The following is a 15,452-nucleotide window of genomic DNA, read 5'->3' as shown; positions in this document are numbered from 1 at the left end:
CAAAGCGGAGGACCATCGATGGAAGGAACCATGTCGACGAGTTTTCCCCCGATCGGGCCCGAGAGCCCTGATGTTTTTCTTGACCGGTTGCTCCATCCGGCACGGCATTTCGAGCGACCTCAGGACGTGCTGACCGACGTGACGCTGGACGTCCAGGAGAAGCGTGCGATCCTTTCGTCATGGGCATCGGATGCCTGTGCGGTGGAATCGGTGCCGGCGCTGCGCATGCCGCCGGGAGTCACCGAACCGGTCAGCTTCGATGCCATCATGGACGCGTTGCGCCAATTGGATCAATTGGAGAAGCTTCCCGGCGCCGGTCGCGGTCGTGAGGTCGACAGCATCGCGATCGCCGGTTTCACAGCATCGGTCGATCGACTTTGAGCGAAATGCCGCCCCTCCCCGGGGCCCGATCCGCTGGCGAGGAACTCGCCAGCGGCAACCGCCGAATGCGTTCACCCGCCCATTCGTCTACACGTCTGGATCACGCCTGAAAATTTTTCCATGGCCCCTCTTGAACGCGTAACGCACTGTTATAAATAACTAATCGCCGGTCGCCAGATGGGGCCGGCGTAAGTCCAGGAGGTGTCAAGGCGCTCTTGGCGCTTCTTGTATCCATGTTGCTCAAAGGAGGATGTGGCTATGAGGACAAACCTCGATTTTACCCCCCTGTTCCGGTCCAGCATCGGCTTCGACCGCATTTTCAACATGCTGGAAAACGCGAGCCGTGTCACTGCGATAGACAATTGGCCGCCTTATGACATCGCCAAGACTGGTGAAGACGCCTATCGCATCACCATGGCGGTCGCCGGCTTCCCGCAGGATCAGCTGACCATCACTCATCAGCCTAACCTGCTGGTTGTGAGCGGGTCGCAACCTGGCGACGATAACGGCCAGTATCTCTATCGCGGCATTGCCGGGCGCGCCTTCGAGCGTCAGTTCGAACTGGCCGACCATGTGAAGGTCGTCGGCGCCAGCCTGGACAACGGGCTGCTGAACATCGATCTCAAGCGCGAGCTTCCCGAAGAGATGAAACCGCGCCGGATCGCCATCGCCGGCAGCACGGCAAAGACAGCACCGCGGCAGATCGAAGCCGAAAAGAACGCAGCCTGAGGTCAGAGTGAATCAGAAGCGACAGGCACCGGCATTCGCCGGTGCCGCGCGGTTGAACATGGAGGTGAATGAAGATGAACATGCGTGACCTTATCCCGTGGGGCCGCAACAACAACCAGGCCCCGAGCATCTATAGCGGTGGCGATCCCTTCCTTTCGCTTCACCGCGAGGTAAACAGGCTCTTTGACGATATGTTGAGGAGCTTCGAGACGCGCTTGCCTACTATGGGGCAGATTTCGCCTTTCGATAGCGGCTGGCCGAAGGTGGAGATTTCGGAGTCGGATAATGAGCTTCGTGTCACCGCCGAGGTCCCCGGTATGGAAGAGAAGGACATCGAAGTCCTGCTCGACGAAGACGTGCTGACCCTGCGTGGCGAAAAGCGGTCGGAGACCGACGAGAAGGGCTACTCCGAGCGCTTCTACGGTCGCTTCGAGCGGCGCATACCCCTCGGCTACGAGGTCGAGGACGACAAGGTCAAGGCGTCCTTTGCCAATGGCGTCCTGACCCTGACGCTGCCGAAGAACCCGAACGCGCAGTCGAAGGTGAAGCGCATCCCGATCACCCACTGACGCATGGAGCAAGCCGGAGGCGGCAGGCCGCCGCCTCGGGCGCATCCTTCGCCAAAATGGGAGGGATGAATGATGCAGGAAAGAGAAGTCACACCAGTCGTAGAAAATCTCGAACCGGCAAACGACAACCGCGGGCGAGCGCCGTCGTTCGGCAGATCCGAGTTCCCCCGCGATGCGGTCGCGCGGATCTACAAACCTTGCCGCTCGGTCATGACCTCGGGCCGTGCGCGGCCGAAAGGCTGGCGGCTGGTGTTCGAGCGGCGTACTGCGCCGGTCATCGAACCGCTGATGGGCTACACCGCAAGCGGTGACACGCTGACCCAGGTGGAGCTCGATTTTCCGACGGCTCAGGCGGCCATCGACTATGCCGAACGCCAGGGGCTTGCCTATACGGTTCAAGGAAGCCCGGGGGCCGAAGAGTCCAGTGTCGAATCTTGCGATGCGGAAAAGCGGCTGCAGGCCGGCGAAGACGTTGTCTGGAACCGCCTCAAGTTGGCCTTGCTGCAGAGCAGCCACGGCGGGGTTTCGCAGGCGCCACATTATGGACCGGCGCTGACGGACCCGGAGGCGCTTTATGCATCGCCGATGGACGTGGTCGTCGATCCTCTTCTGACAGCCGACGAGAAGCGCGCCATCCTGCGCAACTGGGCCTGGAACGAGTATCTGGTCGATCTCGCGACAGCCGAGGGGATGCCTGAAAACGCGCGTCCGACACGGCTCGACGAAGTGGAACTGGCCCTGCTCGCGCTGGAGTCAGCTACGGCAGCGAACCTGGCCGTTTCCATCCCTGAACAGAAGCGGAAGGCAATGTGAGGTGGCGTCATGGATCCGCTGATCGTGTTCGATTGTGAAAATACGGTGCCGAACCGTTTCGCACTGGCCGTCGCCGCGGCGGGACGGGCTCGTGCGCTCAGCCGGGGTGCTGAGCCTCGCCTGACCGAGGAAGTGACGGCGCCCGTCGAACTTGCCCTGCGCGAGATCGCCGGCAACCGCTTCCAGCCCGACGAGGTCAAGCCCTTCGTTCTGGCCGGTACGGTTGCGCGCGATGGCCGGGTTCGGCCCGGCCAACGAAGAAAGCTTCGCGGTGGCGAAGGGCAATCCTTAGCCGCCGCACCCGCCTTCGCTCGGAGGGCGGTACACTGACCAATGTCAGGAAAGGAGGATGAACAATGGAGAAATGGCTGAAAACTGAAAAACGTCCGGTGATCGATATAGTCAATGTGATCGCCGGCATAGCGCTGGTACTGTCGCCTTGGTATCTCGGGTTTGCGGCTGAAACCTACGCGGCCTGGAACGCCTGGATCGCCGGCGCGGCGATTGCCCTGATCGCCGTGGGTGCGCTGGTTGCTTTCCATGCCTATGAGGAATGGGCAAACCTGGTGGTTGGGCTGTGGACGCTGATCTCGCCCTGGGCCCTCGGTTTTTCGGCCCTGGCAACGGCTATGTGGGTACATGTGGTCGTGGGTGTCATCGTGGCGGCCTTGGCTGCCGGAAGCCTCTGGTTCTTCGGCGACCGTCCGCTTTCAACGGCCTGACCAGCATCTCTGGCGGGCCCGTATCTCCGGGCCCGCTTTTTCTCAAACGCCACGGATGCGGTCTGCCGTTGTAGGCGTTGCGGCCAGGCAAATCGGCAGCCGAAACATAGGCCGCTTTTTCACCGACGTGTGTTGAGCCGGATCTCGGCCTGCATTTGCACCTCGTCATTTCCTGTGCTTGGCGAGCGGGGAAGAAAGAGATGAACGCTTGTTCCCTCGCCGACCGCACTCTCGATCCTAACATGCCCCCCGGACTGCTTGATGAAGCCGTAAACCTGGCTAAGCCCAAGTCCGGTTCCCCGGCCATCGGCCTTGGTCGTAAAGAACGGCTCAAACACGTAGGCCAGGACCTCCTTGCTCATCCCGCACCCCGTATCGCTGACCGTGACCCGAACAAAAGAGGCAGCCGGAGCGGGCACGTCTTCGATGTCGCCGGGAGTATCGCTGGTCTCGATCGCCAGCGTGCCCCGGCCGGCCATCGCGTCCTTGGCATTCACAGCCAGGTTCAGGATGGCGACGTCGAGCTGATTGGCATCGACAACGACGGGGCCAAGTGCCGGATCCAGCTCAAGCCTGATGCTGATCTCGTTCCCCAGCGTCCGCTCCAGCAGCATCGTGACGGATTCGATACGTCCATTCAGGTCGATTGTCTCCGGATACAGCGACTGTCCGCGAGAGAACGCGAGCAATTGCTGCGTCAGCGCACCGCCGTTTTGCGTTCGTTTGAGCAACTCTTCGATCAGCATCGCCGTGTTCGGATTGGCAGGATCTTCGCGCAGCTGCTTCTGAAGCAGTCGCAGCCCCGATTCGAACACCGCGAGCAGATTGTTGATGTCGTGAACGATCCCGGCAGCGAGCCGGCCGATCGCTTCGAGCTTTTGCGATTGACGTCGACGCTCCTGCTGCGCGCGTTGCGCGGAGACGTCGCGAAGACTGGCCAGAAGTGCCGGCCTACCGTCCCAGCTAAGCTCAACCGTCCGCATTTCCACTTGGGCTGGTGCTCGAATGGGTCTGTGGACGGTGATCTCCCTGGTTTCACCCGACATGACTGGCCGTCCGAGAGGAATGTGGACGAGATCGGCAGCCGGATAGCCGAAAATGGTGGCCGCCGCCGGATTTGCATAAAGCACCGTTCCCGACAGATCGACGACCAGAACCCCGTCGGCTGTGGTTTCGATCAGCCGTCGAAAGTCGAGCTGGCTGATGCCCGTCAGACTTGCGTCGCCGTATTGGTCGGAGATTTCGGCTGCGCCGCGCGCCATCTCAACGCTCCTCACGCCGGGACGCGGAGGACTCGCCGAACACGTCGGGTGCGCCGTGGAAGGGCTGACCGAGATGCATGCCAGCGCCGTCGATTGTGAAGCGTCGAATCTGCTTGTCATGCTCGCTGCCGCGCATTTTCAGCACCATGATCCCGCGATGCATGAAATCTCCTTCCTGGATGTACCGCAACAGGATGATCGAGTCCGTGAGGGTTGAAATATGTTGTTCGCTGGCACTCTGGCCGCCGACGAGCGACTTGTTGGTGGCTGTGCAAAGGCCAGCGATCTCGTGTTTCTTGATGAAGGAAGTGAGACTGATCAGGAATTCCCGGAAACCGGTCTCTGGCGCGATCCGTTCCAATGCCGACAGGCTGTCAATGGCGATCCGGTCAGGTTTGAACTCCTCAACGAGTTCGCGGATCATCAACAGGTGGTCCGGCAAGTTCTGCGCTTCCGGGTAAATGCAAACGACCTTCAGCCGCCCATCCGCCTCCATAGCCTCGAAATCGACGCCCCAGCCGCGCGCATTGCGAAACAGCTGGCCGCGGCTCTCTTCGTAGCCTACCAGCAAGGCACGTTCGCCAGCCGCCGCGCCGCCTGCCAGAAAGTTTGTCACCAGCAGCGTCTTTCCGGTCCCCGTCGCACCGCTGACGAGGGTGATGCTGTCGCGGAAGAATCCACCGCCACACATCATGTCGAGTTCCCGATTGCCGCTCAAGACACGCGTCAGCAAGCCTGACAAATCGAAATTGCCGATAATCATCTGGTCGTGGTCACGCGGGCTGGCGTCGACGAAGACCAGCTTGTTGATCTCCCGCCAACGGCGGATGTCCCAGCCGAAGCTGGCCATGTTGACCTCGATCTCGACCGGCGATTCCTCGAACGTGACGAAGACGCCGGGCTCGTCGAGCATGGTGATGCCGTGGGCCAGAAACTGCGTTGCAAATACAGTCTTGCCACTCCCGGGCGTGCCACCGACGATGGTGGTGCGCCCGCGCGGCAGGCCGCCCATCACAAGATCGTCGAAAGCCTCGATACCGGTCCTGACCCGTTCGAGCACGGGATCGATGAGGATCTCTTCAGCTGTGGTCATGGCCACTGTCCTTCCTGCGATAACCGAAATAGTCGAGAACCTGAGCGATGTTGCTGATGTCGCCAATCAGCCGGCGTGGAGGGGTGGTTGACTCATCCGAGAGCGTCGGCGTCGCTAGAATGCCGGCCCTTTCCGCCTCTTCAGGATGCGCGAGGACGTCGACGACCTGGATTTCGATACCGCCGGCCAACTCCTCTACTATCCTCCGACGGCTTTCCAGCGCCCGACGGGCGCCCGGCGCATCGCCGGCGACATACAGGCGAAGCAGGCCGTTGGCCCCTGGATTGGACCGATGACTGACGCTCATGTTTACGCCTTGCTGCAGGGAGTTGCAGTTTTCGGCGTGCACGAGGCGCCACGCCACGGAATCCAGTCGCCGGCATTTTTCTTCCCTGAGCAGCTGTCGGTCTGCCTGGAAGCCGATGCACCCGCGGCTCGCGCTCGGTGAGGCCTGGATCAGCGCCCCTGTGCAATTTGTAGATAGCGGCGCCCGCCTCGTCTGCGCACTTGTGAACATTTCGCCGCGCCGGTCGTTGTAAATGCCGCCATTTGGGAAGAGGAGTGCGATGGAGAACCCTCGAAGACGATCAGACCCGATCGGAAACAACCTGCTTCGGGCTCTCAGAGCCGACGACTGGGAGATCCTGCAACGGAGGCTCGAACAATGGTCGGCGTCCGCCGGGACCTTGCTGCACGAGCCAGGCGATGCAGTCCGTTACGCCTACTTCCCGCGCGGATCGGCCCTGGTCTCCTACCGCGTCGTGCTGAGCGACGGGCGAGCGATCGAGACTGCGCTCATCGGACGTGAAGGAGCGGTCGGCGGCATCGTCAGCCAAGGCAGACTTCCGGCCTATGCACGGGCCGAAGTTCAACTTGGCGGTTCATTCTTCAGGATCGACCTGCACCATCTCGAGGAGGCCAAATTGCGTTCCTTGACATTGCGTCACCTGTTTGCCCGCTATGCTGATTGCCTGATGGCGCAAGTATTCCAATCCGTCGCCTGCAGCGCAGCGCATTCGATCGAACAGCGCACGGCAAGATGGCTGCTGGCCGCGACAGAACGGACGGGAGCCGAAAACCTTGCGGTGACACAGGAACAGCTTGCAACAATGCTGGGAGTAGGCCGCTCCTATCTGAGCCGGGTCATTCGCGACCTGCGGCAGCGCGGCGTCATCGAAACCCGGCGCTCCCGGCTTGCGGTACGCAGTCCAGAAGGACTGCGCTCGCTCGCCTGCGAGTGCAATGCGGCCGTCAGCCGCCATTTCAACGAAGTTCTGAAGGGGGTCTATCCGGCGGAGGAAAACGGCATGAAGGGTTCGCCAGGCATGCCGCACAGGAAAGGACAATGACTGACCATTATCGTCGCTGGCTGGTCTGGGCCTCCACTTTTTTGCGCCGGACCCTGCCTACACCGATGCCGCGCGGGCTGGGCGACCTATATCCGGTTTCCTGTGGAGGCCGCCATGGACATGAGCAACAGAAAGACGCAGTTCAATATCTGGTACTGGATCGCGGCGTTCGTGGGCGTGATTGTTGTCCAGTACATCTATGCCACGACGCAGCACGTCGCCCAGATACCGTACAGTCAGTTCGAGACCTTGCTGAACGCCGGCAAAATCGCCGAGGTGCAGGTTTCGGACCGCTTCATCCAGGGCCGCTTCAAGGAGCCGCAGGACGGCAGGCCGCTGTTCATCACCACACGCGTCGAGCCGAACCTCGCCCGTGACCTGCAGGAACACGGTGTCACGGTGACTGGCCAGGTCGAAAGCACCTTGCTGAGCGACCTGCTCTCCTGGGTTGTGCCGGTGCTCGTCTTCTTTGGCCTGTGGATGCTGCTTCTAAGACGCATGAACGGCGGCGTCGGCGGTTTGATGCAAATTGGCAGAAGCAAGGCCAGAATCTATGTCGAAGCCAATACCGGGGTGACGTTCGACGATGTGGCGGGGGTCGACGAGGCCAAGGCCGAGCTGCAGGAGATTGTGGATTTTCTCAAGAACCCGGGCGAATACGGCCGCCTCGGAGGACGCATGCCCAAAGGCGTGCTGCTGGTCGGACCGCCGGGCACGGGCAAGACCCTGCTCGCCAAGGCCGTCGCGGGCGAAGCCAAGGTTCCGTTCTTCTCGATCTCCGGTTCGGAGTTCGTCGAGATGTTCGTGGGGGTCGGGGCCGCGCGCGTGCGCGATCTTTTCGAGCAGGCACGGTCCAAGGCTCCCGCCATCATATTCATTGACGAGCTCGACGCGCTTGGCCGCGCCCGCGGGACCACGGTCGGCGGCCACGACGAAAAGGAGCAGACGCTCAACCAGCTTCTGGTCGAACTCGACGGTTTCGATCCACAGATCGGCGTCGTGCTGCTGGCGGCGACGAACCGTCCTGAAATCCTTGACCCGGCACTTCTGCGCGCCGGCCGTTTCGACCGCCAGGTATTGGTCGACCGGCCCGACAAGCAGGGTCGCATCAAGATCCTGCAGGTTCACATGAGCAAGGCCAAGCTGGCGACGGATGTCGATGCGGAAAAAGTGGCGGCGCTGACGCCCGGTTTCACCGGTGCTGACCTGGCAAATCTCGTGAACGAGGCGACGTTGCTCGCCACGCGCCGCAAGGCGGATGCTGTAACGATGGACGATTTCAACAATGCGGTGGAGCGCATCGTCGCGGGACTTGAGAAGCGCAATCGGCTCCTGAACCCGAAGGAGCGCGAGATCGTCGCTTACCATGAAATGGGTCATGCGCTGGTAGCCATGGCGCTGCCTGGCGTCGACCCGGTGCACAAGGTGTCGATCATACCACGCGGCGTCGGCGCGCTCGGCTACACTATCCAGCGTCCGACCGAGGACCGCTTCCTGATGACACGCGAGGAGCTGGACAACAAGATGGCAGTGCTGCTCGGCGGCAGGGCGGCCGAATGGATCGTATTCGGCCATCTGTCCACCGGAGCCGCCGATGATCTCGCCAAGGTAACCGACATAGCGCGCGCTATGGTGACGCGTTACGGCATGTCGGCAAAACTCGGGCACGTGGCGCTGGAAAAGGACCCACGCTCCTTCCTGAGCCCCAACCCGCTCGCCGGCGGACCGCGCGAGCACGATTATGGCGAAGCCGCCGCCGATGCCATCGACGCGGAAGTGCGCGACATTGTGGAGGCCGCGTTCGAACGAACCGTCAGCCTGCTCACCGAGCGGCGCGAGGTGCTGGAAAGGGCGGCACGCAGGCTGCTCGAGACCGAGACGCTCGATGAGACTGAACTTGCGTCGCTGGTCGGAGATGTCTCGGCGGCAGATCGCGCTGTACGGGATAGGTCTAGTCAATCGTCGGACAAGAGAAAGCCTGCGCTGCAGCCGGCCAGGACCGCGGCTGCAATCCCCACGCGCGGATCGGGGAAATTCGGGACGCAATGAGTTCCGGACTGCGCCCGCTGGTATAGATCCTTCGTGGAACGCCGTGCCGCACGCTACTACGGCGACACGCGAGATCGACATCGATCTCTAGGCTTTCGAAATCCAGTATGTGTCGGTCACCAACCAAGCGTTCTCGAGGCCATTTTTTGGTCGCCCTCGGTGATATTGGGCGAGACGGGTGACCTTGCCTCGCGCAGCCTTGAGGGCGACCATCAAGGCCTTTTCTTCGTCACTGCGCCGGGCTCCGCTGCAGGGGTAAAACCCGCATGGCACCAGTGATCGCACGGGAAACGTATCGCCAGCCCTTTCCAGAAGCATCATGAAACCTCGTCGGTCTTCACCTGTGAACGGCAATGCCATCCGGCCAGCATCGGACAAATTTGAAAGCCACCGTTCCGGCACGTGCGTCACTCCGGCAAAAGCGATCACGACATCGAGGTCTGGCAGATCAACCGCCTGCGTTGCATCACCGGACACCACTTCGACATGGGCATAATGAGCAAGGTTGCTTTGCGCGCGCCGAGCTAGTTCTTCGTCGATCTCATAGCCAATCACGCGTCCTTCTGAACCCGTCAGTTCAGCGAGGATGGCGGTGAAATAGCCGACACCGACGCCCACCTGAAGGACAGTCTGGCCGGGAGCGATGTTCAGATGGTCGAAAACCAATGCCCAAAGCGACGGCAAGCCGCTGTTTAGTCCGCGTTTTTCGTCAAGCAAGACCAGAACGTCGTGATAAATCTCATGAAGTGCGGCTGAAGGGCTGGTATGGACCGCCCCGATTTGCAATCTCGAATGGATACGCCATGGCCCGTCGCCAAGATACTGTTCGCGCGGAACCTTTGCGAAGGCCTCGATGACCGCAGGGTTGTGCAAGACGGGTGATGCGACACGCAGGTCTTCGGCAAACCACCGGCGCGCTTCACTAGCATCGATTTCTGTTGGCATAGAATATCGGCTCCCGGATTGCGCGTACTCCATCATGCTCTCAGAAAACCGAGGGACGGCAAAGGGCGCCTATCCTCGTATGGACGGGGCGATGCGCGCTGTCCGTTTGCGATCGAGCGCGGTTTCGCCGAGCGCCTACTGCGAGACTGTAAACCGTGGCGATATGGAAGAACACTCTGGCCGACGATCACATCCTCCGGCTGGCAAGCAGCCTTGTCAGCCAGTCCGGATCCATTTCGGGCACGGAGGACAAAAGCCGCTCGGTATACGGGGCATGCGGGGGCGTGAGAATTTCGCTCTTCAATCCCTGCTCAACGACTTTACCCTGGTGCATGACCACAATTTCGTCGGCGATCGCTCGCACGGTGGCAATGTCATGGGTGATGAAAATGTAGCTCATGCCGAGCTCGCGCTGAAGCCGCATTAAGAGCTTCAGGATTTCTTCCTGCACAATCTGGTCGAGCGCGGACGTGATTTCGTCGCAGATGATGAGTTCCGGATCGGCGGCCAACGCTCGGGCGATGCAAACGCGCTGCTTCTGGCCCCCCGACAGTTCGGCCGGCAGACGGTCAAGATAAGTGTCGCTCATCTCGACCATGTGCATGAGTTCGCCGATCCGCCGATCCCGCTGCGCACCCTTGAGGCCAAGATAGAATTCAAGCGGCCGAGCTATGACTTCTTCGACCGTCTGGCGCGGATTTAGCGCGTTGTCGGGCATTTGATAAATCATCTGTATGCGGCGCAGGATCTCTTTTGTGCGCGTCTTCAGGGTCTTGGAAAGGGCCTGGCCGGCAAAGGAAATCGACCCCGAAAGCGGGGGCAGCAGGCCGGTAACAACCCGAGCGAGCGTCGATTTCCCGGAACCGGATTCGCCGACCACAGCCACTGTTCTTCCACGTGGAACTTTGATGGAGACATCCTGGAGCACCTTAACCGCCCGGCCGTAGGCCGCCGTGACGTTGTCTATCGTAAGCAGATATTCATCGGCCGGAACTTCGGGCTTGGCGAGCTTGCGTACGGCCCAGAGCGTTTTGGTATATTCCTGCCTGGGCGAGGCGAGCATCTGGCGCGTTTCTGCCTCCTCCACGGTTTGTCCATGGCGCAAAACCATGATTCGGTCCGCCATTTGCGCCACCACCGCCAGATCATGCGTCACATAGATTGCAGCGGTGTTGAATTCCTCCACGATGTTGCGAATGGAGGCGAGAACTTCGACCTGTGTCGTCACATCGAGCGCCGTCGTTGGCTCATCGAAAACGATGAGGTCCGGGCGGCAAGCCATCGCCATCGCGGTCATTGCCCGTTGCAACTGTCCGCCGGATACCTGATGTGGATAGCGAAAGCCGATGGTCTCCGGATCTGGAAGCTGAAGACGACGATAAAGATCGACCGCACTGCGGTTCGCTTTCTCTCGACTGGCAATCCCATGCGCCACCACAGTTTCGACAGTCTGATCGAGGAGTCGGTGGGCCGGATTGAAAGAGGCTGCGGCGCTTTGCGCAACATAGGCGATACGGGAGCCTCTGAGGCGACGCCGCCCTGTTTCGCTTAGTGCCAGAAGATCGATCCCGTCGAACAGGATCGAGCCCTGAGTAATACGGCAGCCCGGCTTGGCGTAACCCATCGCGGCGAGGCCAATGGTGGATTTGCCGGCGCCTGACTCGCCGATCAAGCCAAGAACCTCCCCCCGCTTCAGCGCCAGATCGACCCCGCGGACGATGGGATGCCATCGCTCGTCCGAGAAACCCTCCACATGCAGATTGCGGATCTGAAGCAGATCCTTGCCTTTTTCGCGCGAGGCCGGATCGCTACCTTTCATCGCGCAACCCGCTTGTTGCGTGCAGGAACCAGTCCACGACGAAATTCACGGAGACCGTGAGGAGGGCAATCGCGCCGGCCGGCAGCAGCGGCGTGACATCGCCGTAGGTGATCAGGGTCGCATTCTCACGCACCATCGATCCCCAATCGGCGGTCGGCGGCTGAATACCGACGCCCAGGAAGGACAGTGCCGCGATTGTGAGAAATACGAAGCAAAATCGCAGGCCGAACTCCGCGACCAGCGGCGGCATCACGTTGGGAAGGATTTCCTTGGCGATGATCCATTTCGGGCCTTCGCCGCGCAATCGCGCCACTTCCACATATTCCATCACTGCCACATTAAGCCCGACGGCGCGTGCGAGCCGAAAGACACGGGTAGAATCGAGCAGCGCAATGATGATTATCAGGCTGGTGATCGACGAGCCAAAGATCGAGAGCAGCACCAGGGCGAAGATCAGGCTTGGGATCGACATCAACACGTCCACCGCACGCGATAGTATCTGGTCGAGCCATCCCCTATACAATGCAGCGAGAAGGCCGAGCGAGACGCCAACCGCGAAGGACAGCAGTGTGGTCGCGATGGCGATACCGATGGTGTTGCGCGCACCGTAAATCAAGCGCGTGAGCATATCGCGGCCGAGCTGGTCGGTTCCCAATTTGAACTCTTGGCTCCACGGTGCGAAGGCTTCGCTGAAGACCTGCGTTTCGCCGTATGGGGCGATCCAGTGCGCGAAGACCGCAACGATGACATAGCCGATGATCACGAGCATGCCGAACCAGGCACTGAACGGTGCCTTCTTCAGTGCCGTTTTGACCCGGGTGGCGCGCGAGCGCCTCAGCCTGTGAACCTGAGCGATGGGCTCGTAGCTGGTCATCGTGGATGCAAGAGCCTGGGATTGGTGGCGATGGAAATGATGTCGGCTGTCAGATTGAGGAGGATATAGGTCGCCGCGAAAATCAGGGCGCAAGCCTGGACAACCGGAACATCCCTTGATTTGACCGCGTCGACCATCAGCTGACCGATGCCGGGATAGACGAACACCACTTCGACCACGACCACTCCGACGACGAGATAAGCAAGATTGAACGCCACCACCGTGACGATCGGAGCCCATGCGTTGGGCAAGGCATGCCTGAGCACGATCGCCATGGGCGACATTCCCTTGAGACGCGCCATGTCGATATAGGGGCTTGCGAGCATGTTGATGATCGCCGCTCGTGTCATGCGCATCATGTGTGCCACGATGACCAGCGTAAGCGTGGTCGCCGGCAAGGCTACTTTCCAGACGTGGTCCCAGAACGGCGTCTGGTCGTTCACGTTGGACAATGTCGGGAATTTGGGAACTGCGTTGAGTATCCAGTTCAGTGACACTGCGAGCCAGTGCGGCAGGGATTGTGCGAACTCGGATCCGATGAATGTGTCGCGCGAGATGACCAGGTAGGCAAGCATATAGGCGACGAAAAACTCCGGGAACGAAATGGTTGTCAGCGTCACTGCGTTCACCAGCCGGTCGAACCAGCCATTGCGGTAGAGCGCAGCGAGGATGCCCAGTCCCAGGGCCAGCGGAACTGCGATCAGCGCAGTCATCGATGCGAGGAACATCGTATTATAGAGGCGCGGCGCGATGATCTCGGCGACGGTGCGCCGATATCCGGTGCGGCTCGCGAAGGAAGAGCCGAAATCACCGTGGAGCATCTGCCCGACCCAGACGAAGTAGCGCTCGACAGGCGGACGGTCGATGCCAATTTCTCGCTGGAAGGCGGCGACCGTTTCGGGTGTTGCGGATTGTCCGAGCATCGCCTTGGCGAAGTCGCCCGGCAGCATTGCAATCGCAGAGAAGATAATGATGGAGACGATGAACAGTGTGACGAGGCCGAGGCCAAGGCGCTGCAGGACCGTTCTTGCGACGGGGTTCATTTGGACGCGTTTCCTGTTGCCGTCGCTGCCCGGCCGGCAGGGCACGCGGCTGCAAGCCGGAGCCCAGTGACCATCGCGGGTCCGGCCCGCACTCTCACGCAGTGGCGATCCACCAGCGTTCGGCCATCTTCAATCCATCGTTCTCCCAGTTCGGCGCCACTTCGCCATGTGCGAGCTTATTGGATTTGGCGCTGACGAAATTATTGAAGACCAGCACGATGCTGCCGCCATCATCATGCGTCAGTTGCTGCATCTCGGCATACATTGCCGCCCGCTTGGCCTCGTCCGTCTCGGCGCGCGCCTGGACAAGCAACTCGTTGAAGCGGGGATTCTTCCAGAACGACTCGTTCCAGCTGGATTCCGCGGCGAAGGCTTGCGTGAACATCCAGTCCGCCGTCGCCCGACCGCTCCAATAGGAAGCGCACCAGGGTTTCTTGAGCCAGACATTGTCCCAATAGGCGTCCTCGGCCTCGCGCACCACGTTCACGTCGATGCCGCACTGGGCTGCCGTCTCGCGGATCAGCGCAGCCGCATCCACCGCGCCTGCAAAAGCGGCATCGGCGACCGAGAGGTCCACCTTCAGTTTCTCCATTCCAGCCTTTTTCAGATAATGCTTGGCCTTCTCCGGATCGAAACTGTGTTGCGGCTGCGGGTTCGTGGCGAATTTGATCGCCGGCGCGATCGGGTTGTCGTTGGCCACAGTGGCGTGGCCGAGAAAGATCTTGTCGACGATCTCCTGACGGTTGATCGCCCATTTCAAAGCCATTCGGACGTCCGGATTATCGAACGGCGCCATCGTGACATTCATCGGCAAGGTATAGTGGCCATAGCCGGTGACCTCGACGATCTCCACCTTGGGGTTGCGTTTCAACATGCCGAGAGTCTTGAGGTCGGCGCGGCCAATATAGTCCACCTCCCCTGTCGATAACGCGGCCATGCGAGCGGCGAGATCGGTGATGGCGATGAACTCCACCTCGTCGAGATAGGGTTTGCCGTTCTTGAAGTAGTTCGGATTGCGCTTGAGTTTGGCCGAAACGCCGGGCTGGAAATTCTCAAGCACGAAAGCGCCGGTGCGAACGCCCGATCCCCAATCCGCCTTGCCGTCCTTGGCCGGCATGATGACCAGATGGTAGTCACTCATGATGTAGGGGAAATCGGCGTTGCCGCTTTTCAGCGTGAAGACAACCGTTTCGGAGCCATCCGCCTTGATGCTGGCGACGGGCTCAAGCAGCGGCTTCGCCGCCGACTTAGTTTCGTCGCCCATATGATAGCGCAGCGAAGTCACGACGTCGTCCGCCGTCACATTCTTGCCGTTGTGGAAGGTTGCGCCCTTGCGCAGCTTGAAGACCCAGGTTTTGGCGCCATCAGACGATTCAAAGCTCTCGGCAAGGTCCGGTTGGACGTTGCCTTTCGCATCGACCTCGGTAAGGCTGTTGGACATCGAGCCCGAGAACGCTGTCTGTGTGAAGGTGTCCAGGTAACCGGCCGGATCGATCGAATCCGTCGTTGCGCCATGTGCCATGCCGAGCTTGGCGAAGCCGCCCTGCAGCGGTTCGGCCCGGGCCGTACTGACGAAGAGCTTGTCTGCAGCGGTGACAGTCAGCCCAGCGGCTAGCCCAAGATGAATGAAGTCGCGACGGGAAATCTTGCCGCGGCCAATCAGGGTTTGAGCGATACCAAGCTTGTATTCAGATTCTGACATTTGACTCTCCCATTGCGGATTTTCCGCGTTATTGTTCGTCACGCACCCTGTGAAGAAATCTGCTCGTCAGCCGCGATTATCCTTTCTTCTGACTGCTCAAAT

The 15,452-nt window shown here is 60.6% G+C and carries 16 protein-coding genes; 8 read left to right on the top strand and 8 right to left on the bottom strand.

The genetic code is table 11. The features are described 5' to 3' along the window. Positions 1-18 precede the first annotated feature (18 nt). From AC0L2X_RS02945 to AC0L2X_RS02920, 6 genes are all read left to right on the top strand, one after another. The gene (locus tag AC0L2X_RS02945; protein ID WP_473599275.1) at positions 19-381 is read left to right on the top strand and encodes a hypothetical protein; all 363 of its coding nucleotides are present in this window, start codon (positions 19-21) and stop codon (positions 379-381) included. Between the two features lie 258 nt (positions 382-639). After that, positions 640-1,110, top strand: coding sequence for an Hsp20 family protein (locus AC0L2X_RS02940; RefSeq protein ID WP_352490774.1), 471 nt, complete (start codon positions 640-642; stop codon positions 1,108-1,110). Between the two features lie 74 nt (positions 1,111-1,184). After that, positions 1,185-1,679: an Hsp20/alpha crystallin family protein gene (locus AC0L2X_RS02935; protein WP_473554326.1), complete on the top strand. Its 495-nt coding sequence runs from the start codon at positions 1,185-1,187 to the stop codon at positions 1,677-1,679. Positions 1,680-1,748: 69 nt separating this feature from the next. Then, a complete protein-coding gene (locus tag AC0L2X_RS02930) occupies positions 1,749-2,492 on the top strand; it encodes an NADH dehydrogenase ubiquinone Fe-S protein 4 (protein ID WP_473554324.1) in 744 nt (247 codons plus the stop codon). A gap of 9 nt (positions 2,493-2,501) precedes the next feature. Continuing rightward, positions 2,502-2,822, top strand: a complete 321-nt coding sequence (gene rpoZ, locus AC0L2X_RS02925) for a DNA-directed RNA polymerase subunit omega (protein WP_473554322.1) — start codon at positions 2,502-2,504, stop codon at positions 2,820-2,822. A gap of 26 nt (positions 2,823-2,848) precedes the next feature. Further along, positions 2,849-3,214 carry an SPW repeat protein gene (locus AC0L2X_RS02920; RefSeq protein WP_352709420.1) on the top strand — a complete coding sequence of 122 codons (366 nt, stop codon included), beginning with the start codon at positions 2,849-2,851 and terminating at the stop codon, positions 3,212-3,214. A 119-nt stretch (positions 3,215-3,333) separates the two neighbouring features. On the opposite strand, the gene AC0L2X_RS02915 is transcribed toward AC0L2X_RS02920, so the two are convergent. Genes AC0L2X_RS02915 through AC0L2X_RS02905 form a run of 3 tightly spaced genes read right to left on the bottom strand, consistent with a single transcriptional unit; the run spans position 3,334 to position 5,876 of the window. Next, positions 3,334-4,476: a two-component system sensor histidine kinase NtrB gene (locus AC0L2X_RS02915; protein WP_473554319.1), complete on the bottom strand. Its 1,143-nt coding sequence runs from the start codon at positions 4,474-4,476 to the stop codon at positions 3,334-3,336. Position 4,477: 1 nt separating this feature from the next. Further along, a complete protein-coding gene (locus AC0L2X_RS02910; RefSeq protein WP_473599274.1) occupies positions 4,478-5,536 on the bottom strand; it encodes an ATPase domain-containing protein in 1,059 nt (352 codons plus the stop codon). A gap of 19 nt (positions 5,537-5,555) precedes the next feature. Beyond that, complete coding sequence (locus AC0L2X_RS02905; protein WP_473599273.1) at positions 5,556-5,876, bottom strand: circadian clock KaiB family protein; 321 nt, start codon at positions 5,874-5,876, stop codon at positions 5,556-5,558. Between the two features lie 259 nt (positions 5,877-6,135). Between AC0L2X_RS02905 and AC0L2X_RS02900 the strand changes: the two genes are divergently transcribed. Both AC0L2X_RS02900 and ftsH read left to right on the top strand, forming a co-directional pair. Next, on the top strand, positions 6,136-6,918 hold the full coding sequence (locus AC0L2X_RS02900) for a Crp/Fnr family transcriptional regulator (protein WP_473554315.1): 783 nt from the start codon (positions 6,136-6,138) through the stop codon (positions 6,916-6,918). 114 nt (positions 6,919-7,032) lie between these two features. Further along, positions 7,033-8,967, top strand: coding sequence for an ATP-dependent zinc metalloprotease FtsH (gene ftsH, locus AC0L2X_RS02895; RefSeq protein WP_473554312.1), 1,935 nt, complete (start codon positions 7,033-7,035; stop codon positions 8,965-8,967). Between the two features lie 87 nt (positions 8,968-9,054). On the opposite strand, the gene AC0L2X_RS02890 is transcribed toward ftsH, so the two are convergent. From AC0L2X_RS02890 to AC0L2X_RS02870, 5 genes are all read right to left on the bottom strand, one after another. Beyond that, positions 9,055-9,912, bottom strand: a complete 858-nt coding sequence (locus AC0L2X_RS02890; RefSeq protein WP_473554310.1) for a protein-L-isoaspartate O-methyltransferase family protein — start codon at positions 9,910-9,912, stop codon at positions 9,055-9,057. A gap of 187 nt (positions 9,913-10,099) precedes the next feature. Then, positions 10,100-11,731 (bottom strand): ABC transporter ATP-binding protein, encoded by a 1,632-nt coding sequence (locus tag AC0L2X_RS02885; protein ID WP_473554309.1) that lies wholly within the window; start codon positions 11,729-11,731, stop codon positions 10,100-10,102. Beyond that, complete coding sequence (locus AC0L2X_RS02880) at positions 11,721-12,605, bottom strand: ABC transporter permease (RefSeq protein ID WP_473554306.1); 885 nt, start codon at positions 12,603-12,605, stop codon at positions 11,721-11,723. The genes AC0L2X_RS02885 and AC0L2X_RS02880 overlap by 11 nt, the downstream gene beginning before the upstream one ends. Further along, complete coding sequence (locus tag AC0L2X_RS02875; RefSeq protein WP_473554305.1) at positions 12,602-13,648, bottom strand: ABC transporter permease; 1,047 nt, start codon at positions 13,646-13,648, stop codon at positions 12,602-12,604. Before AC0L2X_RS02875 ends, AC0L2X_RS02880 begins: the two co-directional genes overlap by 4 nt. Before the next feature lie 94 nt (positions 13,649-13,742). Beyond that, positions 13,743-15,350, bottom strand: coding sequence for an ABC transporter substrate-binding protein (locus AC0L2X_RS02870; RefSeq protein WP_473554303.1), 1,608 nt, complete (start codon positions 15,348-15,350; stop codon positions 13,743-13,745). Positions 15,351-15,452: the final 102 nt, after the last annotated feature.

This window comes from Mesorhizobium sp. WSM4828 (assembly GCF_055811175.1).
The sequence above is the reverse complement of the archived record's forward strand: the minus strand, read 5'-3'. Positions and strand labels throughout refer to the sequence as shown.

What these genes read in the sequence shown, in the direction of transcription:
- AC0L2X_RS02945 (WP_473599275.1), top strand. Translation starts at nt 19, where the DNA reads ATGGAAGGAACCATGTCGACGAGTTTTCCCCCGATCGGGCCCGAGAGC.
- AC0L2X_RS02940 (WP_352490774.1), top strand. Translation starts at nt 640, where the DNA reads ATGAGGACAAACCTCGATTTTACCCCCCTGTTCCGGTCCAGCATCGGC.
- AC0L2X_RS02935 (WP_473554326.1), top strand. Translation starts at nt 1,185, where the DNA reads ATGAACATGCGTGACCTTATCCCGTGGGGCCGCAACAACAACCAGGCC.
- AC0L2X_RS02930 (WP_473554324.1), top strand. Translation starts at nt 1,749, where the DNA reads ATGATGCAGGAAAGAGAAGTCACACCAGTCGTAGAAAATCTCGAACCG.
- rpoZ (WP_473554322.1), top strand. Translation starts at nt 2,502, where the DNA reads ATGGATCCGCTGATCGTGTTCGATTGTGAAAATACGGTGCCGAACCGT.
- AC0L2X_RS02920 (WP_352709420.1), top strand. Translation starts at nt 2,849, where the DNA reads ATGGAGAAATGGCTGAAAACTGAAAAACGTCCGGTGATCGATATAGTC.
- AC0L2X_RS02915 (WP_473554319.1), bottom strand. Translation starts at nt 4,476, where the DNA reads ATGGCGCGCGGCGCAGCCGAAATCTCCGACCAATACGGCGACGCAAGT.
- AC0L2X_RS02905 (WP_473599273.1), bottom strand. Translation starts at nt 5,876, where the DNA reads ATGAGCGTCAGTCATCGGTCCAATCCAGGGGCCAACGGCCTGCTTCGC.
- AC0L2X_RS02900 (WP_473554315.1), top strand. Translation starts at nt 6,136, where the DNA reads ATGGAGAACCCTCGAAGACGATCAGACCCGATCGGAAACAACCTGCTT.
- ftsH (WP_473554312.1), top strand. Translation starts at nt 7,033, where the DNA reads ATGGACATGAGCAACAGAAAGACGCAGTTCAATATCTGGTACTGGATC.
- AC0L2X_RS02890 (WP_473554310.1), bottom strand. Translation starts at nt 9,912, where the DNA reads ATGCCAACAGAAATCGATGCTAGTGAAGCGCGCCGGTGGTTTGCCGAA.
- AC0L2X_RS02885 (WP_473554309.1), bottom strand. Translation starts at nt 11,731, where the DNA reads ATGAAAGGTAGCGATCCGGCCTCGCGCGAAAAAGGCAAGGATCTGCTT.
- AC0L2X_RS02880 (WP_473554306.1), bottom strand. Translation starts at nt 12,605, where the DNA reads ATGACCAGCTACGAGCCCATCGCTCAGGTTCACAGGCTGAGGCGCTCG.
- AC0L2X_RS02875 (WP_473554305.1), bottom strand. Translation starts at nt 13,648, where the DNA reads ATGAACCCCGTCGCAAGAACGGTCCTGCAGCGCCTTGGCCTCGGCCTC.
- AC0L2X_RS02870 (WP_473554303.1), bottom strand. Translation starts at nt 15,350, where the DNA reads ATGTCAGAATCTGAATACAAGCTTGGTATCGCTCAAACCCTGATTGGC.